Consider the following 21,944-nt stretch of genomic DNA (forward strand, 5'->3'; position numbering starts at 1 on the left):
AGCAATGCGCGGGCCCCCCTCTTTCGGAGGTGGCGGGCTTTTGCTAGTTTTTTGAAATAATTCAATGCATGTTCGGCAATCGATAGTTATGGATAATCGTCGAGTTTCGCCACGCCGGTCCTCAGCGCTGGACGAGGCCAAGTAAGGAGGATCATCGATGTATCTGGCGCTGATTGTCGCGCTGCCTTTTCTGGGCGCACTGCTGCCCCTGTTCGCCGAGCGCCTGGGACGCAACCAGGCGTCGCTCGCCGCTGCCCTGGCACCGTTGGCAGGCCTGGTCCTGCTGCTGACCCAGGCGCCCGGCGTGCTGGCCGGGGAGACCCTGAAGCTGGTCCTGCCCTGGCTGCCTGGCCTGGGCTTGAACTTCAGCTTGCGTCTCGACGGCCTGGGCTTCCTCTTCGCGCTGCTGATTCTCGGCATCGGCCTTTTGGTCATCCTCTACTCCCGCTACTACCTGTCCGAGCGCGAACCCATCGGGCGCTTCTTCGCCTTCCTGCAGCTGTTCATGGGCGCGATGCTCGGTGTGGTGCTCTCGGAGAACCTGCTGCTGATGCTGGTGTTCTGGGAGGCCACCAGCCTGTCATCCTTCCTGTTGATCGGCTTCTGGGGCCATCGCTCGGATGCCCGCAAGGGCGCGCGCATGGCGCTGACGGTGACCGGCGCCGGTGGCCTCGCGCTGCTGGCGGGCATCCTGCTGCTGGGCCACGTGGTCGGCAGCTTCGAGCTGAGCGACGTGCTGGCCGCGGGCGACCGCATCAGGGCCCACGCTCTCTATCCGCTGCTGCTGTGCCTGGTGCTGCTGGGCGCGCTGACCAAGTCGGCGCAGTTCCCCTTCCATTTCTGGCTGCCCCACGCGATGGCGGCGCCGACCCCGGTGTCCGCGTACCTGCACTCGGCGACCATGGTCAAGGCCGGCGTCTTCCTCCTTGCGCGGCTCTACCCGGCGCTGGCCGGCACCGACTGGTGGTTCTACCTGGTGAGCATCAGCGGCCTGGCGACCCTGCTGCTGGGCGCGACGATGGCGCTGTTCCAGCACGACCTCAAGGGACTGCTGGCCTACTCGACCATCAGCCACCTGGGCCTGATCACCCTGCTGTTCGGCCTCGACTCGCCGATGTCCAACGTCGCGGCGGTGTTCCACATCATCAACCACGCCACCTTCAAGGCCTCGCTGTTCATGGCCGCCGGGATCATCGACCACGAGACCGGCAGCCGCGACATGCGCCTGATCAACGGCATGTGGCGCTACCTGCCGCACACCGCCGTGCTGGCGATGGTGGCGTCCCTGGCGATGGCCGGGGTGCCGCTGCTCAACGGCTTCCTCAGCAAGGAGATGTTCTTTGGCGAGGCCCTGAGCCAGGACATGGCCGGCGGCCTACACTGGCTGCTGCCGCTGGGTGCGACCCTGGCGGGCGTGTTCTCCGTGGCCTATTCGCTGCGCTTCGTGCATGACGTGTTCTTCAACGGTGAGCCCAAGCCGCTGCCGAAATTCCCGCCCCATGAGCCGCCGCGCTACATGAAGGTGCCGGTGGAGATCCTCGTCGCGCTTTGCGTGCTTGTGGGCATGGCGCCCAACTTCACCGTGGCGCCGCTGCTCGCAGTGGCCGCCAGTGCCAGCCTGGGGGGCGAGCTGCCCGAGTACAGCCTGGCGATCTGGCACGGCCTCAACCTGCCGCTGGCGATGAGCTGCGTGGCGCTGCTCGGCGGCGTACTGCTCTATGTCGGGCGCAAGCCGCTGTTCCGCTGGTACGCGGGGCTGCCCGACGCCGACGCCAAGCTGGTGTTCGAGGCAGCGATGCAGCGCCTGGTGCGCGGCGCCACCCGCCTGACCGAATGCCTGGAGAACGGCTCGCAACAGCGCTACCTGGCCCTGCTGGTGCTGGCGGCGCTGGTGGTGGTGGGCGTCTCGCTGTGGCCGCTGTCCCACCTGACCGGCTCGCGCCCGCCGATGCCGCTGGATGGCGCCGCCCTCGTGGGCATGCTGGTGCTCTCGGCGACTGCGGTGCTCACGGCCGTGTTCCACCGCCAGCGCCTGGTGGCCCTGCTGGTGCTCGGTGTCGGCGGCCTGCTGGTGGCCCTGGCCTTCGCCCGCTTCTCCGCTCCCGACCTGGCGTTGACCCAGCTCTCGGTGGAGGTGGTGACCATGGTCCTGCTGATGCTGGCCATGTACTACCTGCCCTCGCGCACCCCCCGTGAGAGCTCGATGACGCGCCGCCTGCGCGACCTGCTGCTGGCACTCGGCGGGGGCAGCGTGGTCGGCGTGCTGGTCTATGCGGTGATGACCCGGCCTTACCAGACCATCGCCGACTTCTTCCTGGAGAACGCCGTTGGCGGGGGCGGTGGGCACAACGCGGTGAACGTCATCCTCGTGGACTTCCGTGGCTTCGACACCCTGGGCGAGATCACCGTCCTGGCCATCGCCGCCGTCGGTGTCCATGCGCTGCTTTCCGGCCTGCGCCTGACCAACCCCACCTGCGATCCCCAGGGCCGCAACTGGGCGCGCTCCAGCCGGCCGCTGATCCTCGAGACCCTCTCGCGCCTGCTGCTGCCCCTGGCAATGCTGGTGTCCGCCTTCATTTTCCTGCGTGGGCACAACCTGCCTGGCGGTGGCTTCATCGCCGGGCTGATCACCGCCTCCGCGCTGATCCTGCAGTACATTGCCAGTGGCTCGGCCTGGGTCGAGTCGCGTCGACCGCTGCGCTACCAGCGCATGGCCGGTGCCGGAGTGATGATCGCCGGCCTCACCGGGCTCGGCAGCCTGGTGTTCGGCGCCCCCTTCCTGACCTCGGCCTTCGACCACTTCCACCTGCCGCTGGTGGGTGAGATCGAGCTGGCCACCGCGCTGTTCTTCGACCTGGGCGTGTACCTGGCCGTGGTCGGGGCCGTCATGCTGATGCTGGCCGGCCTCGGCAAGCTCAGCCTGCACCCGCCAATCACCGAGGAGATCCACTGATGGAGGCCCTGTTCGCCGTCACCCTTGGCCTGCTCACCGCCAGCGGCATCTACCTGCTGCTGCGTGCTCGCACCTTTCCCGTGGTGCTGGGGCTGACCCTGCTGTCCTACGCCGTCAACCTGTTCCTCTTCGCCATGGGGCGCCTCGCCGGCGACGCCGCGGTGATCGGCAGCGGCGGGCAATACGCCGACCCGCTGCCCCAGGCGCTGGTGCTCACCGCCATCGTCATCGGCTTCGCCATGACCGCCTTCGTGGTGACCCTGGCGCTGCGCGGCGTGGGGAAGCTGGGCAATGACCACGTGGACGGCCGCGCGGACGGGGAGGGGCGATGAGTCACCTGTCCATCCTGCCGATCCTGATTCCGATGTTCGCCGGGGCGCTGCTGCTGATGCTGCCGTCCCTGGAGCGGCTCAAGCGCGGCATCTCGGTCATCGCCACCCTGGCCCTGGTGCCGCTGGCGCTGGCGCTGATGGCACGCGCCGACGACGGCCAGCTGCAGGTCTACGCCCTGGGCGGCTGGCAGCCGCCGTTCGGCATCGTCCTGCTGCTCGATCGCCTCGCGGCGCTGATGCTGCTGGCCACTGCCGTGCTCGGCAGTGCCGTGGTGCTCTATGCGGTGCGTGGCGACGACCGTCGCGGCCTGCGCTTCCATGCGCTGCTGCAACTCCAACTGCTGGGCATCAACGGCGCCTTCATGACCGGCGACCTGTTCAACCTCTTCGTGTTCTTCGAGATCATGCTGATCGCTTCCTATGCGCTGCTGTTCCACGGTGGTGGCGCGGAGCGGGTGCGTGCCGGGCTGCACTACGTGGTGCTCAACCTGGTGGGCTCGGCCTTCTTCCTGATCGCGATCGGCGTGCTCTATGGCGTCACCGGCACCCTGAACATGAGCGACCTTTCCGCCAAGGTGGCCCAGGCCGATGCCGACAGCGCGCCGTTGCTGGCCGCCGCCGGCCTGCTCCTGCTGGTGGTCTTCGCCCTCAAGGCCGCGCTCCTGCCGCTGCATTTCTGGCTACCGCGTGCCTATTCGGCCGCCAGCGCGCCGGTGGCGGCGCTGTTCGCGATCATGACCAAGGTCGGCGTCTACTCCATCGTGCGCATCTACCTGCTGGTGTTCGGCACCGGGGCCGGCGAACTGGCGGACCTCGCCCTCGCCTGGCTCTGGCCCCTGGCCCTGGCGACCATGGCGCTTGCGGCGATCGGCGCCCTCGCCGCCACCCGCCTGCCGGCGCTGGTGGCCTACCTGGTGCTGCTCTCCGCCGGCACGCTGCTGGCCGCCGTCGCGCTGGGCACGCCCGAATCCCTGGCAGCGGCGCTGTTCTACCTGCTGCACAGCACCTGGGTGGCGGGCGGGATGTTCCTGCTCGCCGACCTGATCGCCCGCCAGCGCGGCGACAAGGCCGGCCTGCTGGTGCAGGGGCCGGCGCTGATGAACCCGCACCTGCTGGGGGGCGCCTTCTTCTTCGGCGCCATCGCCGTGGCCGGCCTGCCGCCGCTGTCCGGCTTCATCGGCAAGGTGCTGCTGCTCAAGGCGGTGGCGCCCGGCGTGCAGGCGGCGCTGCTGTGGTCGTTGCTGCTCGGTGGCAGCCTGCTCTGCCTGGTCGCCCTCAGCCGCGCCGGCAGCACGCTGTTCTGGCGGGTAGGCAACGACGTGCTGGGCAGCGCCGAGCTGGACCGTGGCCGACTGCTGGCGACCTTCGCGCTGCTCGCCACCGCCCTGCTGCTGGTGGCGTTCGCCGCGCCGCTGCTCGATTACGTGCAGGCCACCGCCGTGCAGCTGCATGACGTCGATCTCTACAGGCAGGTGAGCCTGCCAGGAGCGACGCCATGATCCGTCGCCTCCTGCCCCATCCGACCATGAGCCTGCTGTTGCTGCTGGTGTGGCTGCTGCTGGTCGACTCCGTCGCCCTCGGCCACTGGCTGCTGGGCGGCCTGCTCGGCGTGGCCATCCCGTTGCTGTGCAAACCGTTGATGATCGAGCGCCCCCGCGAATGGCACCCGACCCTCCTGGTGCGTTTCGTGCTGCTGGTGATGTGGGACATCCTGGTGGCCAACTTCCAGGTCGCACGCCAGACCCTGGGCCCGCTGCACAGGCTGCGCCCGGCCTTCGTCGAGGTGCCCATCGACCTGGACAACGAGATGGCCATCAGCATGCTGGTGTGCGTGGTCTCGCTGACCCCGGGCTCGGTCTCCGCCGACCTCTCGGCGGACCGCCGGACCCTGCTGGTGCACGCCCTCGACGTGCCGGACGAGGCGGCGCTGATCGCCGAGATCAAGTCGCGCTACGAGGCGCCCCTGAAGGAGGTCTTCCCATGCTCGCCTACGTGATCCCGTTGTGCCTCGGGCTGCTGGTGGTCGCCCTGCTGCTGACCCTGGCCCGCCTGGTCCGTGGCCCCTGCCTGCCCGACCGGGTGCTGGCCCTGGACACTCTCTACGTCAACGCCATCGCCCTGGTCATCCTGCTGGGCATCTGGCAGGGCACCACCCTCTACTTCGAAGTGGCGCTGCTGATCGCCGTGCTCGGCTTCGTCGGCACCGTGGCGGTGGCCAAGTACATGCTGCGAGGAGACATCATCGAATGAACGCCGCACCACTGGCCCTCTGGGTCGAGATCCTCATCTCGCTGTTCCTCCTGCTGGGCGCGGCCTTCGTGCTGATCGGTGCCATCGGCCTGTTCCGCCTGCCGGACTTCTTCATGCGCCTGCACGGGCCGACCAAGGCGACCACCCTGGGCGTGGGCAGCCTGGTGGTGGCCTCGCTGATCTACTTCTCGGCGACCCGCGAAGGCCTCAGCCTGCACGAGCTGCTGATCAGCCTGTTCCTCTTCATCAGTGCCCCGGTCAGTGCCTACATGCTGGCCAAGGCGGCGGTGCTGCAGCAGTTGCCGCTGACGCCGCGCACCCGTGGCAAGCCCTGGGAGCAGTAACAGTTTTATCCCCTCGCTGTGCCTGTCATGGCGCCGGCCCGGCGCCTAGACTTGTGATTTTCCCGGAGGCAGGCGATGGCGCAGCAAGGTCGTTGGGTGGCGGTCGCCTGCCTGGTCCTGGCCATGGCCTTGTGGGGCAGCTCCTTCATCGCCCTCAAGCTGGCCTTCCGCGAAGTGGCGCCCATGTGGGTGATCTTTGCGCGCATGGCCTTCGGCAGCCTGGTCTTCGTGCTCGCGTGGCGCTGGCGCGGTGAGTGCGATCCCCGGCCCGGGGACTGGAAATACTTCCTCGGCCTCGCCGCCTGCGAACCCTGCCTGTACTTCATCTTCGAGGCCCTGGCGCTGCAGCACACCAGCGCTGCCCAGGCCGGGATGATCACCGCGCTGCTGCCGCTGCTGGTGGCGGTCGGCGCCTACGCCTTCCTCCGTGAGCGCATCACCCGCACCACCCTGGCGGGCTTCCTCCTGGCGGTGGCCGGTGCCGTGTGGCTGAGCCTGGCCGGCGAGGCGGACGCGCACGCCACGGCGCCGTTGCTGGGCAACTTCTACGAATTCCTCGCCATGGTCTGCGCCACCGGCTACACCTTGCTGCTCAAGCATTTGTCGGCGCGCTATTCGGTGTTCCTGCTCACCGCGATGCAGGCGTTCATCGGCGCGCTGTTCTTCCTGCCCGTCGCCGCGTTGACCGCGCCGCTGCCGCAAGCGCCCGGCGCACTGGCCATCGGCTCGATGCTCTACCTGGGCGTGGTGGTCACGGTCGGCGCCTATGGGCTCTACAACTTCGGCGTGGGCCGCCTGCCGGCCAGCCAGGCATCGGGGTTCATCAACCTGATCCCGGTGTTCACCCTTATCTTCGCCATGCTCCTGCTGGACGAGCGCCTAAGCCCCATGCAGTTCGGCGCCGCCGCCCTGGTCTTCGCCGGGGTGGCCCTGAGCCAGTGGCGCAGCGCTCCTCCGGCTCCCGCCGGCATCCTGGACTGAGAGGTCGTCATGCAAGACATCCGTAGCTGGACCCGCGAAGCCCTGCGCATCATCGAGGCGGACTTCCAGCGCAGCGCCGACACCCACCTGATTCCCCTGGAGCTCCCGGGCCTTCCGGGTATCGAGCTGTACTTCAAGGACGAGTCGAGCCACCCCACCGGCAGCCTCAAGCACCGCCTGGCGCGCTCGCTGTTCCTCTACGCGCTGTGTAACGGCCGGCTGAAGCCGGGGGCGCCGGTGATCGAGGCGTCCAGCGGTTCGACGGCGATTTCCGAAGCCTATTTCGCCCGCCTGCTGGGCCTGCCCTTCATCGCCGTGGTGCCGGCGTCCACCTCGCGGGAGAAGATCGCCCAGATCGCCTTCTACGGCGGGCGCAGCCACCTGGTGGACGACCCGACGCAGATCCACGCCGAATCCGAGCGCCTGGCCCGCGAAAGCGGCGGCCATTTCATGGACCAGTTCACCTACGCCGAGCGGGCCACCGACTGGCGAGCGAACAACAACATCGCCGAGTCGATCTTCCAGCAGCTGCGCCACGAGCATTTCCCCGAGCCCGCCTGGCTGGTCTCCAGCCCCGGCACCGGCGGCACCCTGGCGACCCTGGGCCGCTACGTGCGCTATCGCCAGCACCGCACCCGGGTGTTCTGCGCCGACGCCGAGCGCTCGGTGTTCTTCGATGCCTACCGCAGCGGCGACCGCAGCCTGACCCTGGACTGCGGCTCGCGCATCGAGGGCATCGGCCGGCCGCGCGTGGAGGCGTCCTTCCTGCCGGAGGTGATCGACGCCATGGCCAAGGTGCCGGACGCGCTGTCTCTGGCCGCCATGCGCTACCTGGCCCAGCGCCTTGGGCGGCGTGTCGGCGGTTCCAGCGGCACCAACCTAGTGGGCGCGCTGCTGGTGGGCCTGCGCATGGTCGCGGCGGGGGAGAAGGGCTCTGTGGTCGCCATCCTCTGCGACGGCGGCGAGCGCTACGCCACCACCTACTACGACGATGCCTGGGTGCAGGCCCAGGGCTACGACCTGGCCCCCCTGATCGCGACCATCACGGCTTGTGCGGAGCAGGGCGCGGCGCTGCCCGACTCCATCCAACTGGCCGGCCTCTGAGATGACGGCCGGCTTCCAACTGCGCGCCGCCCGGGCGCAGGACATCGAGTCGCTCGCCGGCTTCATCTTCGAGCACGGTCCCAACCCCTGGAACTTCCTGCCCGAAGCCGAGGTGCGCGAGCACCTGGGCGGTATCGCCGGGGGGCGCGTGCAGGCGCATCTGGCCGAGGAGGCGGGACGCCTGGCGGGCTTCGTCACCTTCCATCGGTGCGAGGCATTCGCCGAGGACCAGGACGTGACGCGTGGCGACCTGCCCCGCGCCTACATCTGCGAGGCCGTGGTGCACCGTGATCTGGCCGGGCGCGGACTGGGCTCGCGGTTGCTGGTGGCGGTGGTCGAGCGCCTGGCGGCCCAGGGCGTGGGCGATGTGTTCATCGAGCGGCACGAGGAAAACGCAGGCTCTGCGGGGATGATGCGCAAGGCGGGTTTCCGCGAGGTGCGCACCTTCGATGACCCGGAGCGCCGTGCCACCGGTTCGCGGCGCACGACGCTCTGCCACCTGCGGGTGGGTTGAGGCTCAGCGCTCCAGCCAGGCCAGCATCACGTCGAGCATGCGGTTGGCGAAGGCCCATTCGTTGTCGTACCAGGCCAGCACCTTGACCAGTTCGCCCTGCACGCGGGTGTGGCCGAGATCCGCTACGCAGGAGACCGGGTGGCCGTTGAAGTCGGTGGAGACCAACGCCTCCTCGTTGCATTCCATCACCCCGGCAGGCATCCGCGCGGCACCCTCGCGCAGGGCGGCGTTGACCGCCTCGCGGCTGGCCGGGCGTTCGGCGATGAAGGAGAGGTCCACCAGCGAGACGTTGGGCGTCGGCACCCGCACCGCCATGCCGTCCAGGCGCCCGGCCAGCTCGGGGATGACCAGGCCGATGGCGCGCGCCGCACCGGTGCCGGTGGGGATCATCGACAGGGCGGCGGCGCGGGCGCGATAGAGGTCGTCGTGGGTCTTGTCCAGCAGGTTCTGGTCATTGGTATAGGCGTGCACCGTGGTCACCAGGCCACTGCGGATGCCGAACGCCTGGTGCAGCACCTGAGCCAGGGGGGCCAGGCAGTTGGTGGTGCAGGAGGCGTTGGAAACGATTCGCTGGTCGCCCAGCAACTCGTGGTTGACGCCATAGACCAGGGTCAGGTCGGCGCTGTCCAGCGGGTGCGAGAGCAGCACCCGGGGGGCGCCGGCGGCCAGGTGGCGCTCGACCTGCTCACGGCTCTTCATGCGCCCGGAGCACTCCAGCACCAGGTCGACGCCCAGTTCGCTCCAGGGCAGCCGCACCGGGTCGCGTTCGGCGAGCAGGCGGATCGACTGCAGGCCGATGTCCATGCGGTCGCCGTTCAGCTTCACGGGGCAGGCGAAGCGGCCGAAGGTGGAGTCGAAGCGGGTGAGGTGGGCGAGGGTGGCGGCGTCGCCGAGGTCGTTGATCGCCTCGATCCGGACGCGGGCGTCGAGGCCCCGTTCGAACAGGGCGCGGACCAGGGCGCGGCCGATGCGGCCATATCCATTCAGTGCGATGCGCAGCATGACGTTCTCCTTCTGCTTGTCCTTGCACAAGCTTAGGAGCTGGCGGCGGCCCGTGCGCCTCGGCCGGCCGGTGGCCGCGGCCGAGAGTGCTGGGAGAAAGGAGCCCGGCCCGGGTCGGCCGGGCGGCGGTCACTCGTTGCGCGAGCCGCCGAAGTAGGCGCAGCCACGCAGGGGCTTGCCGTCCAGGCGCAGTTCGGCGGTCAGGTGCTGCACCGAGCCGCTCATGGAGTCGACGCAGCGCTGCGGGGCGACCCAGAGTTCGATGCGCTTGCCGTTGGCTTCGCTGGTGAGGTTGAAGCGGCCGTCGGGCAGTTGCTCCTCCATGTAGGGCAGGGCGACGGGCTCCTGGCCGAGCTGCTCCAGCACCAGGCCCTTGGCGTTGACGTTGACGTTCCACTCCGGCTCGTGGCCGCTGGCGCGCAGCAGCAGGCGCTTGAAGTTCAGGTCCTCGCAGCCGTGGCCTTCGCGTTGCAGGCGATAGAGCTGGGTGACGTCCATCTGGCCGTCGGCGCCCTTGGCGGCGCCGAGGTTGCCGCGCAGGTCGACGAACAGCGGGCCGGGGCCGTCGTCCAGCAGGGTGGCGGCTTCCTGGAGGATGCCGGTGGCGCCGCTGTCGGCGACCACGAAGCGGCGCTGCTCGGAGCAGGGGCGCAACAGCAGGCGCCCGGCGTCCGCGCTCAGTTCACCCTGGGTACGCGGTGCCAGCGGCGCGGGGGCGTCGTCGGTGGAGAACACCTGGCAGCCGGCGAAGAGGGGGAGCAGACTGAAAAGCAGTGGGCGGACAACGCGCATTCGGGGGGCCTCCTTAAGGAAGCGGCCACGTTACCGGGGCGCATCGACTATCTCAAGGGAGGCGCGATGATCCAGTGCAGGCGGGTCTACGAGGAGAGGCGCCACGACGATGGGCGTCGGGTGCTGGTCGACAGGCTGTGGCCACGGGGCTGCCGCAAGGAGGCGCTGGCGCTCGACGCCTGGCTGCGCGACGTGGCGCCCTCGACCGAGCTGCGCCGGGACTTCTGCCACGACCCGGTGCTGTTCGATCAGTTTCGCCTGCGCTATCGCGGCGAACTGGCGGCCCACCCCGAGCACTGGCAGGGCCTGTTGCAGATGGCCCGGGAAGGTCGGCTGACGCTGCTGTTCGCCGCCAAGGACGAGCAGGCCAACAACGCCCGGGTGCTGGCCGAGTTCCTCGAGGAGGAGCTGGACCGCGAAGGTCCGTCCGCCTCGCCGGTGTGCTATGCCGGCGAGGCCTGAGCCCTACCAGACGCGGTACACCTGGCCGGTCTGCGCGCCTTCTGCACTCTTGGCATAGGCCAGGGCGGCGAGGGCGGCGGGCACGGCCTTGTAGCCCCTGAAGAAGGGGCCGTAGGAGGGCAGGGCTTCCTCGATCACCGTGGGGCTGACGCTGTTGATGCGCAGGCCACGGGGCAGCTCGATGGCGGCGCTCTTCACGAAGCTGTCGATGGCGCCGTTGACCATGCTCGCCGAGGCGCCGGCGCGTATCGGGTCGTCGCTGAGCACGCCCGAGGTGAGGGTGAAGGAGGCGCCGTCCTTGGCGAATTCGCGGCCGATCAGCACCAGGTTCACCTGGCCCATCAGCTTGTCCGCCAGGCCCACGGCGAACTGCGCCTCGCCCATCTCCGCCAGGGCGCCGAAATGCACCTTGCCGGTGGCGCTGATCAGCGCATCGAAGCGGCCGGTCTGCTCGAACAGGCGGCGGATCGACGCGGCATCGCGGATGTCCACCTGGAAGTCGCCGCTGCTGTGGCCGACGCGGATGATCTCGTGGCGCTCCTTCAGTTCGTCGTCGATGGCCCGGCCGATGGTGCCGCTGGCACCGATGAGGATGATCTTCATGGGTCGATTCCTGTGTGTGTGGATGACTGAAGCCAGTGTAGAGTCGCCTTTGTTGTCGATAATCCAGGCAATCGGAAACCTGTGGTTCTCATGTGGAAACAGTGAGGGGCTCTTCATGAGCGAGATGGATGATCTGGCGGCCTTCGCCGTGCTGCTGGAGGTGGGCAGTTTCACCGGCGCCGCCGAGCGCCTGGGTTGCAGCAAGGGGCAGCTGTCCAAGCGTATCCGTCAGTTGGAAGCGGGGCTCGGCGCCATCCTGCTGCACCGCACCACGCGACGGCTGGACCTGACCGCCGCCGGCGCCGCGCTGCTGCCCGAGGCCCAGGCGTTGCTGGCCCAGGCCAACCGGGCGCGCCAGGCGGTGCAGCGGCTGCAAGAGGAGATCGCCGGGCGGGTGCGCATCACCGTGCCGGTGTCCCTGGGCGAGACCTTCTTCGATGCGCTGTTGCTGGAGTTCACCCGCCGACATCCCGAGGTGCGGGTGGAGCTGGACCTGAGCAACAGCTACCGCGACCTGGTGGCGGAAGGCTACGACCTGGGCGTGCGTTCCGGTCCGCACCTGGACGAGCGCCTGGTGGCGCGGCCGCTGTTCTCCCTGGAGGAGATCACCTGCGCCGCACCCGCGTACCTGGCCCGCCACGGCGAGCCGAAAGCGCCGGCGGAACTGGGCGGGCACCAGTGCCTGCTCAACACCCACTACGCGGGCCACGAGGAGTGGCTCTATCACCGCCAGCACCAGCTGGAGCGGGTGCAGGTGGCGGGCAACCTGGCGAGCAATCACTACAGCCTGCTGAAGAAGGCGGCGCTGTCCGGGGCCGGCATCGCCCGGCTGCCATCCTACATGCTGCACGACGAGCTGGCCGATGGGCGCCTGGTGTGGCTGCTGCGCGGCTACCAGACGCGGCAGTCACCGGTGTTCCTCGTGCATCCCTACCAGGGCGGCCTGCCACGCCGCACCCAGGTGCTGATGGATTACCTGCTGGACTGGTTCGAACGCAGCCGTAGGGCGCTGGACAGGTTGGGGCTGTAGAGGGCTCCTGCTCAGCATGGGTTTCGCTGCGCTCTACCCATCCTACGTCTGAGAAACCCAACGCAGCGGGGCCGGGCAGCGTGATGTTGGGCCTCGCTGCGCCCGGCGCCAACCTGCGGTATGGCTCCCGGCCTTTGTTCCCGGCACCAACGAAAACGGCCCCGAAAGGGGCCGTTGTCGGAGTGCCGCGGGGATCAGCCGCCGAGGTAGGCGTCGCGCACCTTGGGATCGGTGAGCAGCGCTTCGCCGGTGCCCTGCATGACGATACGCCCGTTCTCCAGCACATAGCCGCGATCCGCCAGCTTGAGCGCCTGGTTGGCGTTCTGCTCGACGAGGAACACGGTCACGCCATCACGGCGCAGCTGTTCGATGATGTCGAAGATCTGCTGGATGATGATCGGCGCCAGGCCCAGGGACGGCTCGTCGAGCAGCAGCAGTTGCGGCTTGCTCATCAGCGCGCGGCCGATGGCGAGCATCTGCTGCTCACCGCCGGACATGGTGCCGGCGCGCTGTTCGAAGCGTTCCTTGAGGCGCGGGAAGAGGCCGAGGATCTTGTCCATCTGCTCGTCGTAATCACCCTTGGGCGTGAAGAAACCGCCCATGGCCAGGTTCTCCTCGACCGTCAGGCGGGCGAACACGCGGCGGCCTTCCGGCACCACCGCGATGCTCTTGCGCATGATGTCGCTGGACTCCTGGCCCACCAGCTCCTCGCCGAGGTAGCGGATGCTGCCGCTGGCCGCACGCGGCGAGCCGCAGAGGGTCATCAGCAGGGTCGACTTGCCGGCGCCGTTGGCGCCGATCAGGGTGACGATCTCGCCACGGCTGACTTCCATGCTGACCTCGTGCAGCGCCTGGACCTTGCCGTAGAAGGTGGAAACCTTGTCGAAACTCAGCATGGCTCAGGCCTCCCCCAGATAGGCTTTGATCACATCCGGGTTGCTGCGGATCTGCTCCGGCGTACCGTCGGCCAGGGGCGTGCCCTGGTTGATCACGTAGATATGGTCGGAAATGCTCATGACCAGGTGCATGTCGTGCTCGATCAGCAGCACGGTGACGTTGTACTCGTTGCGCAGCAGGGCGATGAGGGCCTTGAGGTCCTCGGTCTCGCGCGGGTTGAGGCCGGCGGCCGGCTCGTCGAGCATGAGGATGCGCGGGCGCGTCATCATGCAGCGGGCGATCTCCAAGCGACGCTGCTGGCCGTAGGCGAGGGTGCCCGCCGGGCGGTTGGCGACGTCGGTCAGGTTGACCTGCTCCAGCCAGTGCGCGGCGTAGTCCATGGCCTCGCGCTCGCTCTTGCGGAAGCCCGGGGTCTTGAACAGGCCGGCGAGGAAGTTGGTGTTGAGGTGACGATGCTGGGCGACCAGCAGGTTCTCCACAGCGGTCATTTCCTTGAACAGGCGGACGTTCTGGAAGGTACGCACCACGCCCTTGCGGGCAATCTTGTGGCCCGGCAGGCCTTCGATCTGCTCACCGTCGAGGCGGATGCTGCCGCCGGTGGGCTGGTAGAAGCCGGTCAGGCAGTTGAACACGGTGGTCTTGCCGGCGCCGTTCGGGCCGATCATCGAGACCACCTGCTTTTCTTGGACGGACAGTGCCACGCCGTTGACGGCCAGGAGGCCGCCGAAACGCATGGAGAGGCCGCTTACTTCGAGAATCGGGCGGCTCATCACTTCAGCTCCAGGTGGGGACGTTGCATGGGCAGCAGGCCCTGCGGACGCCAGATCATCATCAGCACCATCAGGGCGCCGAACATCAGCATGCGGTACTCGTTGAATTCACGGGCGAGTTCCGGCAGCAGGATCATCACCACCGCAGCGAGGATGATCCCCAGCTGCGAACCCATGCCACCCAGCACGACGATGGCGAGGATGATCGCCGACTCGATGAAGGTGAAGGATTCGGGGGTCACCAGGCCCTGGCGGGCGGCGAAGAAGCTGCCGGCGAAACCGGCGAAGCAGGCGCCCAGGGTGAATGCGGAGAGCTTGATGATGGTGGGGTTCATGCCCAGTGCCCGGCAGGCGATCTCGTCTTCGCGCAGCGCTTCCCAGGCACGGCCGATGGGCATGCGCAGCAGGCGGTTGATCACGAACAGCGTCAGCAGCACCAGCAGCAGGGCGATCAGGTAGAGGAACACCACCTTGTTCACCGAGTTGTAGGCGATGCCGAAGTACTCGTGGAAGGTCTGCATGCCTTCGGCCGCACGGCGCTCGAAGGAGAGGCCGAACAGGCTCGGCTTCTCGATGTTGCTGATGCCGTTGGGGCCGCCGGTGATCTCGGTGAGGTTGCGCAGCAGGATGCGGATGATCTCGCCGAAGCCGAGGGTCACGATGGCCAGGTAGTCACCGCGCAGGCGCAGCACCGGGAAGCCCAGCAGGAAGCCGAACAGCGCGGCCATCATGCCGGCGATCGGCAGGCACACCCAGAAGCCCAGGCCGTAGTAGTGCGACAGCAGCGCGTAGCTGTAGGCGCCCACGGCGTAGAAGCCGACGTAGCCCAGGTCCAGCAGGCCGGCGAGGCCGACCACGATGTTCAGGCCGAGGCCGAGCATCACGTAGATCAGGATCAGGGTGGCGATGTCCACCGCACCGCGCGAGCCGAAGAACGGCCAGGCGAGGGCGACCACCACCAGGCCGAGGATGATCCAGCGCTGGGTGGAGGGCAGGGTGAGGAAGTTGCTCGCCTTGCTGGAGAGCTTCGGCAGCTTCGGCGCGCTGTCCCAGGCGCCCATCAGGCGGGTGCGGAACAGTTGCCAGAAGAACATGGCGATGGCGCAACCGGCGATGGTCCAGAGCACGGCGGGGCTGGCGCCCTGCACCTGCAGGCTGATGCCCACGGTGCTGAGCTTCAGGCCCATCACCGGGTAGGCGACGGCCAGGACCAGCAGCGCGCTGAAGAACGCGGTCTTGAGGGATTTCTGGCTGATCATACTTTTTCGACCTCCGGACGACCGAGGATGCCGGTGGGTCGGAACAGCAGCACCAGGACCAGCAGGCTGAAGGCCACGACGTCCTTGTACTGGTCACCGAAGATGTCGGCGCCGAAGGCTTCGGCCACGCCGAGGACCAGGCCGCCGAGCATGGCGCCCGGGATGCTGCCGATGCCGCCGAGTACCGCGGCGGTGAAGGCCTTGATGCCGGCGAGGAAGCCCAGGTGCGGGTTGATCACGCCGTATTGCATGCCCAGCAGCACCGCGGCGACGGCGGCCAGGGTGGCGCCGATGACGAAGGTTAGGGCGATGATGTTGTTGGTGTTGATCCCCAGCAGGTTGGCCATGCGGATGTCTTCCGCGCAGGCGCGGCAGGCGCGTCCGAGGCGCGAGCGGGAGATGAACAGGGTGAGGCCCATCATCACCAGGAAGGTGACGACGAAGATCAGCACCTGCATGTACGAGATGGTCACCCCGTTCATGGTGCTTTCGCCGAACACGAAGTTCCCCGGGATCAGGTTGGGAATCGCCTTGTCCTTGGAATCCTGCGCGAGCAGGACCTCGTTCTGCAGGAATATCGACATGCCGATGGCGGAGATCAGCGGGATCAGGCGGTTGCTGCCGCGCAGCGGCCGGTAAGCGACCCGTTCGATGCTGTAGCCGTAGGCACTGGCGACGATGATGCTCGCGGAGAAGGCCGCGATCATGACGATGGGCAGACTGTCGATACCGAACATGGTGAGTCCGGCGATTACGATGAAGGCCACGTACGAGCCAATCATGTAAACCTCGCCATGGGCGAAGTTGATCATGCCGATGATGCCGTAGACCATGGTGTAGCCGATGGCGATCAGGGCATAGGTGCTGCCAACGGTCAGGCCGTTAACCAGCTGTTGCAGGTAGTGATAGAGATCAGGCATTCCCCAACTCCTCGGGCATCACGTAAAGCGGCGCTTGTGGCGCAGCGGAGCCCGCAAATCTCGAATAAACAAAGCCCACTGCTCTCGCAGTGGGCTCTGGGCTAAGGCGGGAAGCTTATTTGGCTTCGGTTTTGGTGCCGTCCTTGTGCCATTCGTAAACCACGAAGCTGAAGTCCTTCAGATCGCCCTTCTCGTCGAAGGAGAGGTTGCCGGTGGGGGTGGCGAAGCTGTTGGCGCGCAGGGCTGCGGCCACTTTGGCGGTGTCGTCCTCGCCGGCTTTCTTGATGCCTTCTGCAATCACTTGCACGGCGGCGTAGGCCGGGAATACGAACGGGCCGGTGGGGTCTTCGTTCTTGGCCTTGAAGGCGTCGACCAGGGCCTGGTTCTTCGGATCCTGGTCGAAGGACTTCGGCAGGGTGACCAGCAGACCTTCGGAGGCCGGGCCGGCGATGGCCGAGATTTCCTTGTTGCCCACGCCTTCCGGACCCATGAAGCGGGCCTTCAGGCCTTTTTCAGCCGACTGGCGCAGCAGCAGGCCGAGTTCCGGGTGGTAGCCGCCGTAGTAGACGAAGTCGACGTTGGCCTGCTTCAGCTTGGCGATCAGGGCGGAGAAGTCCTTGTCGCCGGCGTTGATGCCTTCGAACAGGGCGACCTTGCCACCCTTGGCTTCCAGGGTCTGCTTCACGGCAGTGGCGATGCCTTCGCCGTACTGCTGCTTGTCGTGGATGACGGCGACGGTCTTCGGCTTGATGTGGTCAGCGATGAAGTTGCCGGCGGTCGGGCCTTGCAGGCTGTCCAGGCCGATGGTGCGGAACACCAGCTGGTAGCCACGGGAGGTGATTTCCGGGCTGGTGGACGCCGCGGTGATCATCAGGATGCCTTCGTCCTCATAGATGTCGGACGCGGGCTGGGTGGAGCTGGAGCACAGGTGGCCGACGACGTACTTCACGCCATCGTTGACGATCTTGTTGGCTACGGCGACCGCTTGTTTCGGGTCGCAGGCGTCGTCGTACACCACGCCTTCCAGTTGAGCGCCGTTCACGCCGCCAGCCTTGTTGATCTGCTCGATCGCCATCTTGGCGCCGATGAACTGCATCTCACCGTACTGGGCGACAGCACCCGTTACCGGGCCGGCCAGGGCGATCTTGATGGTGTCGGCGGCTACGGAGTAGCTGGCAACACCGGCTAGGGCCATGGCGGCGAACAGTTTGGAAATCTGCTTGGTAGCCTTGTTCATAGTGCTCCACTCTTATGTTTTTCGTTGTTTTTGTCCTGATTGCCTACAGGACAGGGTCCTTTTTCCACCCCGCCATATCCCGCGGCAACTGTACCGGTACAGTGTAGAGTGCCGATTTGCGGCTTGAAAAGCCGACACATGGGGGGTGAATGTTCCTATGTCGCTTAATCACAACAAACGTATAGAAAAACGGCGTGCCCCGATTGGAGCAGGAAGCGTCTGGCTGGACTTGTGAACAAGATGGCAGGCGTTGGTTATCATTGCCCGCCCTGCAACCGTTACTTTCCCACTCAGAGCAAGCCATGAACGATTCCTCAAGCACCCTCTATGCCAAGCTGCTTGGCGAGACCGCCGCCATCACCTGGGAGGAGCTGCAGCCCTTCTTCGCACGGGGCGCGCTGCTCTGGGTCGAGGGCGCCGAGGACCTCGTCGGCGTGGCCCTGGCCGTCGCCGAGGACGACAAGCCCAAGGTCGCCGAGCTGCTGGGCCGTGGTGCGCTGAGCAAGGTCGAGGAGACCCGTGCGCAGGACCTGCTGGCGCGCGACCCCAAGCTCTGGGCCGTGGTGGTCGCCCCCTGGGTGCTGATCCAGGAGCGCGACGAGGCGCCGACCCGGCACTGATCGAAGGGGGACCTGCGGCACTCCTGTCTGTCCAGGCGGCTGCGACCGACGCCAGCCATCCCCTCGGGAGTGCCTCCAGTTTCAAGCCCGGCCATCCGCATCGCGGCGACCTCCCCGGCCTGTCCGGCCAGCCCGGATTCATCCCCTATCTCCATTACCAGCCCGCCATGACGAGCAGGAGAGCACGCCGTTGCAGTTCCGCCTGCTGGGTGAGGTCGACGGCGAGCGTTTCGAGGAGGCGTTCGCGTTGCACCGCGACACCGCCTGCAACTTCGCCAGCGTCGTGTCGCGCATCGTCGCGAAGCATGGCCTGCCTCCGGATAGCGGCCCCATCCTGCGTGGCCACGAGGCGTTCGAGGCGATGTTCGAGGACACCCGTGGGCAATTACAGGTCGAGCCGGGCGAGCCGGTGGACCTCGACCCCCGCTCAAGGACGGGCGTTGAGCATTTCGGTGCCCTTATATGGGGCGTGGTGTTACCGGTTGCCCGATGCTGGTGCGCGATCCGCGCCTTGCCGCAGAGGTGCACAGGCCGACCGTTGGGTTTAGATTGGGCACCCGTTTTCCGGAGCCCACCTGCATGACCCTTCCCAGCATCGCCTTCGCCGGCATCGGCCTGATGGGCCTGCCGATGACCCGACGCCTGCTCGCCGCCGGCTACCCGCTGTCGGTGTGGAACCGCAGCGCCGACAAATGCGCCCCCCTCGAAGCTTTGTGCGCACGCCGTGTGGACAGCCCCGCCGCGCTCTGTGCGCAGGCCGATATCGTCATGCTCTGCCTCGCCGATACGGCCGTGGTGCGCGAGGTGGTCTTCGGCCCGGGCGGCGTCGTCGAAGGCGCGCGGCCCGGGCAGTTGCTGGTGGATTTCTCCAGCCTGGAACCGGCAGCCACCCGTGAGATGGCGGCCGAGCTCGAGCGCCGTACCGGCATGCGCTGGGTGGACGCACCGGTTTCCGGCGGCACGCCGGGGGCCGAGGCCGGCACCCTGGCGATCATGGCCGGCGGTCGCGAGGAGGATGTCGAGCGCGTGCGCCCGATACTGGCCCATCTCGGCCAGCGCCTGACCCGCATGGGCGAGGTCGGTGCCGGCCAGGTGACCAAGGTGTGCAACCAGATGATCGTCGCGTGCAACGCCCTGGTGATCGCCGAGGTGGTGGCGCTGGCGGAAAGGTCCGGTGTCGATGCCAGCCTGCTGGCCCCCGCGCTCGCGGGTGGTTTCGCCGATTCCAGGCCGCTGCAGATCCTCGCGCCGCAGATGGCCGAGAGCCGCTTCGAGCCGATCAAGTGGCACGTGCGCACCCTGCTCAAGGACCTGGACACCGCCGTCAAGCTGTCCCGCGAGGAGGGCAGCGCCACCCCCATGAGCGGCCTGGCCGCGCAACTGATGCGCCTGCACGGCAGCCAGGGCAACCTGGCGCGTGATCCGGCGACGCTGGTGGAGATGTACCGCGAGGAGCAGTCATGAGGATCGCCGCCAACCTCTCCATGCTGTTCACCGAGCTGCCGCTGATCGAACGCATCGGCGCCGCTGCCGCTGCGGGCTTCGAAGCGGTGGAAATCCAGTTTCCCTACGAATTGCCGGCCGGCGAGCTCAAGGCCGCGCTGGACCAGGCCGGCCTGCCGCTGCTGCTGATCAACCTGCCCGCCGCCGACCTGCTGCAGGGCGGCCCGGGCCTGGCGGCGGTGCCGGCGCGCCAGGACGCATTCGATGCCGCGCTGCGCCAGGCCTACGCCTACGCGGCGGTGGTCAACCCGCTGTTCGTCAACGTGCTGCCCGGCCGCCTGGGCGAGGGGCTGGACCGCGAGACCGCCCTGGCGACCCTGGTGGCGAACCTGCGCAAGGCCGCCGACACCTTCCACCCGCTGGGCATCCAGGTACTGGCCGAAGCCATCAACCCGATCGACATGCCGGGCTTCCTGATCCATACGCCGGAGCACCTGGATGAACTGCTGCGTGCCGTAGGCCGGCCGAACGTCGCCGCGCAGTTCGACCTGTACCACATGGCCCGCCAGGACCTGGACGTGGTCGCCGGCATCCGCTTGCTGGCGGGGCGCATCGCCCATGTGCAGTTCGCCGATTGCCCCGGTCGCGCCGAGCCGGGCTCGGGCTCCACGGATTTCGCGCCCCTGCTCGATGCGCTGGAGGACAGTGGCTACGCCGGCTGGCTGGCCGCCGAGTACCGGCCGGGCAAGCCAACCGGGGAGAGCCTGGGCTGGCTGCCCGCATTCAAGGCGCGTTGAGGGTGCGAGGCGGCCGGACGGGCTTCACGCCCCGTTGGGGTGGTGCCCGTCCGGCGTCCGTGATTCGGCGGCAGTGTTGGATTGTCCTACATAACGCTTGCGAATGTTCGCAGACAGGGCACGGCCGCAGGGTCTAGATTGCGGCTTACAAGCCTGGCAGGCGGTTTGCCCGGCAGATAACAACAATCGAGACCGACCCCATGCAGCCTTTGCAGCCTTCCCCCCAGGCGGCGAACGCCTGGCGCGTTCTGTTCCTGCTGTTCCTTGCCAACCTGTTCAACTTCTTCGACCGCACCATCCCGGCCATCATCATCGAGCCGGTGCGCCACGAGTGGAGCCTGAGCGATTTCCAGCTCGGCCTGATCGGAACCGCCTTCACCCTCGTCTATGCCATCGCCGGCCTGCCGCTCGGGCGCATGGCCGACACCGGCTCGCGCAAGAAGATCATGGGCTGGGGGCTGGCGGTGTGGAGCGGGCTGACGGCGGTCAACGCCCTGGCGTGGAATTTCTGGAGCTTCCTGTTGATCCGCATGGGCGTGGGCATCGGTGAGGCCAGCTACGCGCCGGCCGCCAACTCGCTGATCGGTGACCTGTTCCCGGCCAACAAGCGCGCCCGCGCCATGGGCATCTTCATGCTCGGCCTGCCGCTGGGCCTGGTGCTGGCCTTCTTCACCATCGGCGCCATGGTCCAGGCCTTCGGCAGCTGGCGTGCGCCCTTCGTCATCGCCGCGATCCCGGGGCTGATCCTGGCGCTGTTCATGTTCTTCATCAAGGAACCGGCCCGGGGGCCGCGGAGTCGGTCAAGGTCGACCTCTCGCCCGTGGACAAGCCGCTGCGGCGGGTCCTGGCCATCCGCACCTTCTGGTGGCTGACCCTGGCGGGCCTCACCTTCAACTTCGCCACCTACGCCTGCAACTCCTTCATGGTGCCGATGCTGCAACGCTACTTCCTGCTGCCGCTGCAGAGCGCGGCCGTGGCCACCGGGGTGATCTGCGGGGTCACCGGGCTGATCGGCCTGACCGTCGGCGGCTGGCTGGCCGACAAGGCCCACGAGAAATCCGAGCGCGGCCGCCTGCTGCTGGCCACCGGCAGCATGCTGGTCGCCACCCTCGCCACCGGTTTCGCGTTGTTCTCCGGGCGCATCGAGATCGGTCTGTTCGTCGGCGTGTTCAGCATCGGCTGGCTGTTCGCCTACACCTTCTACACCTGCGTCTACACCGCCATCCAGGACGTGATCGAGCCGCGCCTGCGGGCCACGGCGATGGCGCTGTTCTTCGCCGGCCTCTACCTGCTCGGCGGTGGCCTCGGCCCGGTGGTGGTGGGGCTGTTGTCCGACCACTTCGCCCACGCCGCGATGTACGCCGCCGGCGCCAGCGAGATGACCGAGCAGTTCAAGGCCATCGGGCTGCACGACGCCATGTACCTGATCCCCGTGGCCCTGGGCCTGACCATGCTGGCGCTGCTCCAGGCCGCCCGCTGCTTCGGCCGCGATGCCCGCAGCATGCGCGCGGGGATGGAAACGGGCAGCGTCAACGCGGTGCCGGCCTGAGGACTGCACGGCACATCCTATGTGGCGGCAGCTTTCGTAGGATGGGTCGGGCGGCGTTCCGCGAGCGAAGCGAAACCCATCGCAC

Annotated in this window: 23 protein-coding genes and 1 pseudogene; 16 read left to right on the forward strand and 8 right to left on the reverse strand. The window is 67.7% G+C overall.

The window, feature by feature from the left end; genetic code table 11:
* The first annotated feature begins 157 nt into the window (after positions 1–157).
* The 9 genes from PHLH3_RS07020 to PHLH3_RS07060 all read left to right on the forward strand — a co-directional run bounded on the left by PHLH3_RS07020 (position 158) and on the right by PHLH3_RS07060 (position 8,478).
* Positions 158–2,953, forward strand: coding sequence for a monovalent cation/H+ antiporter subunit A (locus PHLH3_RS07020; RefSeq protein WP_213628694.1), 2,796 nt, complete (start codon positions 158–160; stop codon positions 2,951–2,953).
* Positions 2,953–3,285, forward strand: coding sequence for a Na+/H+ antiporter subunit C (locus tag PHLH3_RS07025; RefSeq protein WP_213628695.1), 333 nt, complete (start codon positions 2,953–2,955; stop codon positions 3,283–3,285). The genes PHLH3_RS07020 and PHLH3_RS07025 overlap by 1 nt, the downstream gene beginning before the upstream one ends.
* Positions 3,282–4,784 (forward strand): monovalent cation/H+ antiporter subunit D, encoded by a 1,503-nt coding sequence (locus PHLH3_RS07030; RefSeq protein WP_213628696.1) that lies wholly within the window; start codon positions 3,282–3,284, stop codon positions 4,782–4,784. The genes PHLH3_RS07025 and PHLH3_RS07030 overlap by 4 nt, the downstream gene beginning before the upstream one ends.
* Entirely contained in the window at positions 4,781–5,281 is a 501-nt protein-coding gene (locus tag PHLH3_RS07035) for a Na+/H+ antiporter subunit E (protein ID WP_213628697.1), read from the forward strand. Before PHLH3_RS07030 ends, PHLH3_RS07035 begins: the two co-directional genes overlap by 4 nt.
* Positions 5,266–5,535: a K+/H+ antiporter subunit F gene (locus PHLH3_RS07040; RefSeq protein WP_213628698.1), complete on the forward strand. Its 270-nt coding sequence runs from the start codon at positions 5,266–5,268 to the stop codon at positions 5,533–5,535. The genes PHLH3_RS07035 and PHLH3_RS07040 overlap by 16 nt, the downstream gene beginning before the upstream one ends.
* Positions 5,532–5,879: a Na+/H+ antiporter subunit G gene (locus tag PHLH3_RS07045; RefSeq protein ID WP_213628699.1), complete on the forward strand. Its 348-nt coding sequence runs from the start codon at positions 5,532–5,534 to the stop codon at positions 5,877–5,879. The genes PHLH3_RS07040 and PHLH3_RS07045 overlap by 4 nt, the downstream gene beginning before the upstream one ends.
* 75 nt (positions 5,880–5,954) lie before the next feature.
* On the forward strand, positions 5,955–6,860 hold the full coding sequence (locus PHLH3_RS07050; protein WP_213628700.1) for a DMT family transporter: 906 nt from the start codon (positions 5,955–5,957) through the stop codon (positions 6,858–6,860).
* 9 nt (positions 6,861–6,869) lie between these two features.
* Complete coding sequence (locus PHLH3_RS07055) at positions 6,870–7,964, forward strand: PLP-dependent cysteine synthase family protein (protein ID WP_213628701.1); 1,095 nt, start codon at positions 6,870–6,872, stop codon at positions 7,962–7,964.
* A 1-nt stretch (position 7,965) separates the two neighbouring features.
* Positions 7,966–8,478, forward strand: coding sequence for a GNAT family N-acetyltransferase (locus PHLH3_RS07060; protein ID WP_213628702.1), 513 nt, complete (start codon positions 7,966–7,968; stop codon positions 8,476–8,478).
* Positions 8,479–8,481: 3 nt separating this feature from the next.
* Here PHLH3_RS07060 and gap read toward each other — a convergent pair whose 3' ends face one another.
* Together gap and PHLH3_RS07070 are read right to left on the reverse strand one after the other, a co-directional pair.
* Entirely contained in the window at positions 8,482–9,480 is a 999-nt protein-coding gene (gene gap / locus PHLH3_RS07065; protein WP_213628703.1) for a type I glyceraldehyde-3-phosphate dehydrogenase, read from the reverse strand.
* Between the two features lie 129 nt (positions 9,481–9,609).
* A complete protein-coding gene (locus tag PHLH3_RS07070; RefSeq protein WP_213628704.1) occupies positions 9,610–10,272 on the reverse strand; it encodes a hypothetical protein in 663 nt (220 codons plus the stop codon).
* 66 nt (positions 10,273–10,338) lie between these two features.
* On the opposite strand from PHLH3_RS07070, the gene PHLH3_RS07075 reads away from it, so the two are divergent.
* Positions 10,339–10,734: a DUF488 domain-containing protein gene (locus tag PHLH3_RS07075; RefSeq protein ID WP_213628705.1), complete on the forward strand. Its 396-nt coding sequence runs from the start codon at positions 10,339–10,341 to the stop codon at positions 10,732–10,734.
* A 3-nt stretch (positions 10,735–10,737) separates the two neighbouring features.
* On the opposite strand, the gene PHLH3_RS07080 is transcribed toward PHLH3_RS07075, so the two are convergent.
* Entirely contained in the window at positions 10,738–11,337 is a 600-nt protein-coding gene (locus PHLH3_RS07080) for a short chain dehydrogenase (RefSeq protein WP_213628706.1), read from the reverse strand.
* A gap of 115 nt (positions 11,338–11,452) precedes the next feature.
* On the opposite strand from PHLH3_RS07080, the gene PHLH3_RS07085 reads away from it, so the two are divergent.
* The gene (locus PHLH3_RS07085; RefSeq protein ID WP_213628707.1) at positions 11,453–12,367 is read left to right on the forward strand and encodes a LysR family transcriptional regulator; all 915 of its coding nucleotides are present in this window, start codon (positions 11,453–11,455) and stop codon (positions 12,365–12,367) included.
* Between the two features lie 194 nt (positions 12,368–12,561).
* On the opposite strand, the gene PHLH3_RS07090 is transcribed toward PHLH3_RS07085, so the two are convergent.
* From PHLH3_RS07090 to PHLH3_RS07110, 5 genes are all read right to left on the reverse strand, one after another.
* The gene (locus PHLH3_RS07090; RefSeq protein WP_043242782.1) at positions 12,562–13,263 is read right to left on the reverse strand and encodes an ATP-binding cassette domain-containing protein; all 702 of its coding nucleotides are present in this window, start codon (positions 13,261–13,263) and stop codon (positions 12,562–12,564) included.
* Between the two features lie 3 nt (positions 13,264–13,266).
* The gene (gene livG, locus PHLH3_RS07095; RefSeq protein ID WP_021219238.1) at positions 13,267–14,034 is read right to left on the reverse strand and encodes a high-affinity branched-chain amino acid ABC transporter ATP-binding protein LivG; all 768 of its coding nucleotides are present in this window, start codon (positions 14,032–14,034) and stop codon (positions 13,267–13,269) included.
* The gene (locus PHLH3_RS07100) at positions 14,034–15,293 is read right to left on the reverse strand and encodes a high-affinity branched-chain amino acid ABC transporter permease LivM (protein ID WP_173176365.1); all 1,260 of its coding nucleotides are present in this window, start codon (positions 15,291–15,293) and stop codon (positions 14,034–14,036) included. Before PHLH3_RS07100 ends, livG begins: the two co-directional genes overlap by 1 nt.
* On the reverse strand, positions 15,290–16,213 hold the full coding sequence (livH, locus tag PHLH3_RS07105; RefSeq protein ID WP_111260597.1) for a high-affinity branched-chain amino acid ABC transporter permease LivH: 924 nt from the start codon (positions 16,211–16,213) through the stop codon (positions 15,290–15,292). The genes PHLH3_RS07100 and livH overlap by 4 nt, the downstream gene beginning before the upstream one ends.
* Positions 16,214–16,328: 115 nt before the next feature.
* The gene (locus PHLH3_RS07110; protein ID WP_021219241.1) at positions 16,329–17,450 is read right to left on the reverse strand and encodes a branched-chain amino acid ABC transporter substrate-binding protein; all 1,122 of its coding nucleotides are present in this window, start codon (positions 17,448–17,450) and stop codon (positions 16,329–16,331) included.
* A 302-nt stretch (positions 17,451–17,752) separates the two neighbouring features.
* On the opposite strand from PHLH3_RS07110, the gene PHLH3_RS07115 reads away from it, so the two are divergent.
* The 5 genes and pseudogenes from PHLH3_RS07115 to PHLH3_RS07135 all read left to right on the forward strand — a co-directional run bounded on the left by PHLH3_RS07115 (position 17,753) and on the right by PHLH3_RS07135 (position 21,859).
* Positions 17,753–18,070, forward strand: coding sequence for a DUF2288 domain-containing protein (locus PHLH3_RS07115; protein ID WP_111260598.1), 318 nt, complete (start codon positions 17,753–17,755; stop codon positions 18,068–18,070).
* 190 nt (positions 18,071–18,260) lie between these two features.
* Complete coding sequence (locus tag PHLH3_RS07120) at positions 18,261–18,653, forward strand: DUF5064 family protein (protein ID WP_244862991.1); 393 nt, start codon at positions 18,261–18,263, stop codon at positions 18,651–18,653.
* Entirely contained in the window at positions 18,650–19,534 is an 885-nt protein-coding gene (locus tag PHLH3_RS07125) for an NAD(P)-dependent oxidoreductase (RefSeq protein WP_213628708.1), read from the forward strand. The genes PHLH3_RS07120 and PHLH3_RS07125 overlap by 4 nt, the downstream gene beginning before the upstream one ends.
* Positions 19,531–20,310 carry a TIM barrel protein gene (locus PHLH3_RS07130; RefSeq protein WP_213628709.1) on the forward strand — a complete coding sequence of 260 codons (780 nt, stop codon included), beginning with the start codon at positions 19,531–19,533 and terminating at the stop codon, positions 20,308–20,310. Before PHLH3_RS07125 ends, PHLH3_RS07130 begins: the two co-directional genes overlap by 4 nt.
* Positions 20,311–20,510: 200 nt before the next feature.
* Positions 20,511–21,859, forward strand: a pseudogene (locus PHLH3_RS07135) (MFS transporter).
* The last annotated feature ends 85 nt before the right edge of the window (positions 21,860–21,944 follow it).

It is taken from the genome of Pseudomonas sp. Pc102 (assembly GCF_018408275.1).
Taxonomy (GTDB): domain Bacteria; phylum Pseudomonadota; class Gammaproteobacteria; order Pseudomonadales; family Pseudomonadaceae; genus Metapseudomonas; species Metapseudomonas tohonis.

Coding starts and splice junctions, on each gene's coding strand:
- PHLH3_RS07080 (WP_213628706.1), bottom strand. CDS start 11,337: ATGAAGATCATCCTCATCGGTGCCAGCGGCACCATCGGCCGGGCCATC.
- PHLH3_RS07110 (WP_021219241.1), bottom strand. CDS start 17,450: ATGAACAAGGCTACCAAGCAGATTTCCAAACTGTTCGCCGCCATGGCC.
- livG (WP_021219238.1), bottom strand. CDS start 14,034: ATGAGCCGCCCGATTCTCGAAGTAAGCGGCCTCTCCATGCGTTTCGGC.
- PHLH3_RS07045 (WP_213628699.1), top strand. CDS start 5,532: ATGAACGCCGCACCACTGGCCCTCTGGGTCGAGATCCTCATCTCGCTG.
- PHLH3_RS07055 (WP_213628701.1), top strand. CDS start 6,870: ATGCAAGACATCCGTAGCTGGACCCGCGAAGCCCTGCGCATCATCGAG.
- PHLH3_RS07020 (WP_213628694.1), top strand. CDS start 158: ATGTATCTGGCGCTGATTGTCGCGCTGCCTTTTCTGGGCGCACTGCTG.
- PHLH3_RS07035 (WP_213628697.1), top strand. CDS start 4,781: ATGATCCGTCGCCTCCTGCCCCATCCGACCATGAGCCTGCTGTTGCTG.
- PHLH3_RS07090 (WP_043242782.1), bottom strand. CDS start 13,263: ATGCTGAGTTTCGACAAGGTTTCCACCTTCTACGGCAAGGTCCAGGCG.
- PHLH3_RS07030 (WP_213628696.1), top strand. CDS start 3,282: ATGAGTCACCTGTCCATCCTGCCGATCCTGATTCCGATGTTCGCCGGG.
- PHLH3_RS07075 (WP_213628705.1), top strand. CDS start 10,339: ATGATCCAGTGCAGGCGGGTCTACGAGGAGAGGCGCCACGACGATGGG.
- livH (WP_111260597.1), bottom strand. CDS start 16,213: ATGCCTGATCTCTATCACTACCTGCAACAGCTGGTTAACGGCCTGACC.
- PHLH3_RS07085 (WP_213628707.1), top strand. CDS start 11,453: ATGAGCGAGATGGATGATCTGGCGGCCTTCGCCGTGCTGCTGGAGGTG.
- PHLH3_RS07060 (WP_213628702.1), top strand. CDS start 7,966: ATGACGGCCGGCTTCCAACTGCGCGCCGCCCGGGCGCAGGACATCGAG.
- gap (WP_213628703.1), bottom strand. CDS start 9,480: ATGCTGCGCATCGCACTGAATGGATATGGCCGCATCGGCCGCGCCCTG.
- PHLH3_RS07125 (WP_213628708.1), top strand. CDS start 18,650: ATGACCCTTCCCAGCATCGCCTTCGCCGGCATCGGCCTGATGGGCCTG.
- PHLH3_RS07070 (WP_213628704.1), bottom strand. CDS start 10,272: ATGCGCGTTGTCCGCCCACTGCTTTTCAGTCTGCTCCCCCTCTTCGCC.
- PHLH3_RS07050 (WP_213628700.1), top strand. CDS start 5,955: ATGGCGCAGCAAGGTCGTTGGGTGGCGGTCGCCTGCCTGGTCCTGGCC.
- PHLH3_RS07040 (WP_213628698.1), top strand. CDS start 5,266: ATGCTCGCCTACGTGATCCCGTTGTGCCTCGGGCTGCTGGTGGTCGCC.
- PHLH3_RS07025 (WP_213628695.1), top strand. CDS start 2,953: ATGGAGGCCCTGTTCGCCGTCACCCTTGGCCTGCTCACCGCCAGCGGC.
- PHLH3_RS07130 (WP_213628709.1), top strand. CDS start 19,531: ATGAGGATCGCCGCCAACCTCTCCATGCTGTTCACCGAGCTGCCGCTG.
- PHLH3_RS07100 (WP_173176365.1), bottom strand. CDS start 15,293: ATGATCAGCCAGAAATCCCTCAAGACCGCGTTCTTCAGCGCGCTGCTG.
- PHLH3_RS07115 (WP_111260598.1), top strand. CDS start 17,753: ATGAACGATTCCTCAAGCACCCTCTATGCCAAGCTGCTTGGCGAGACC.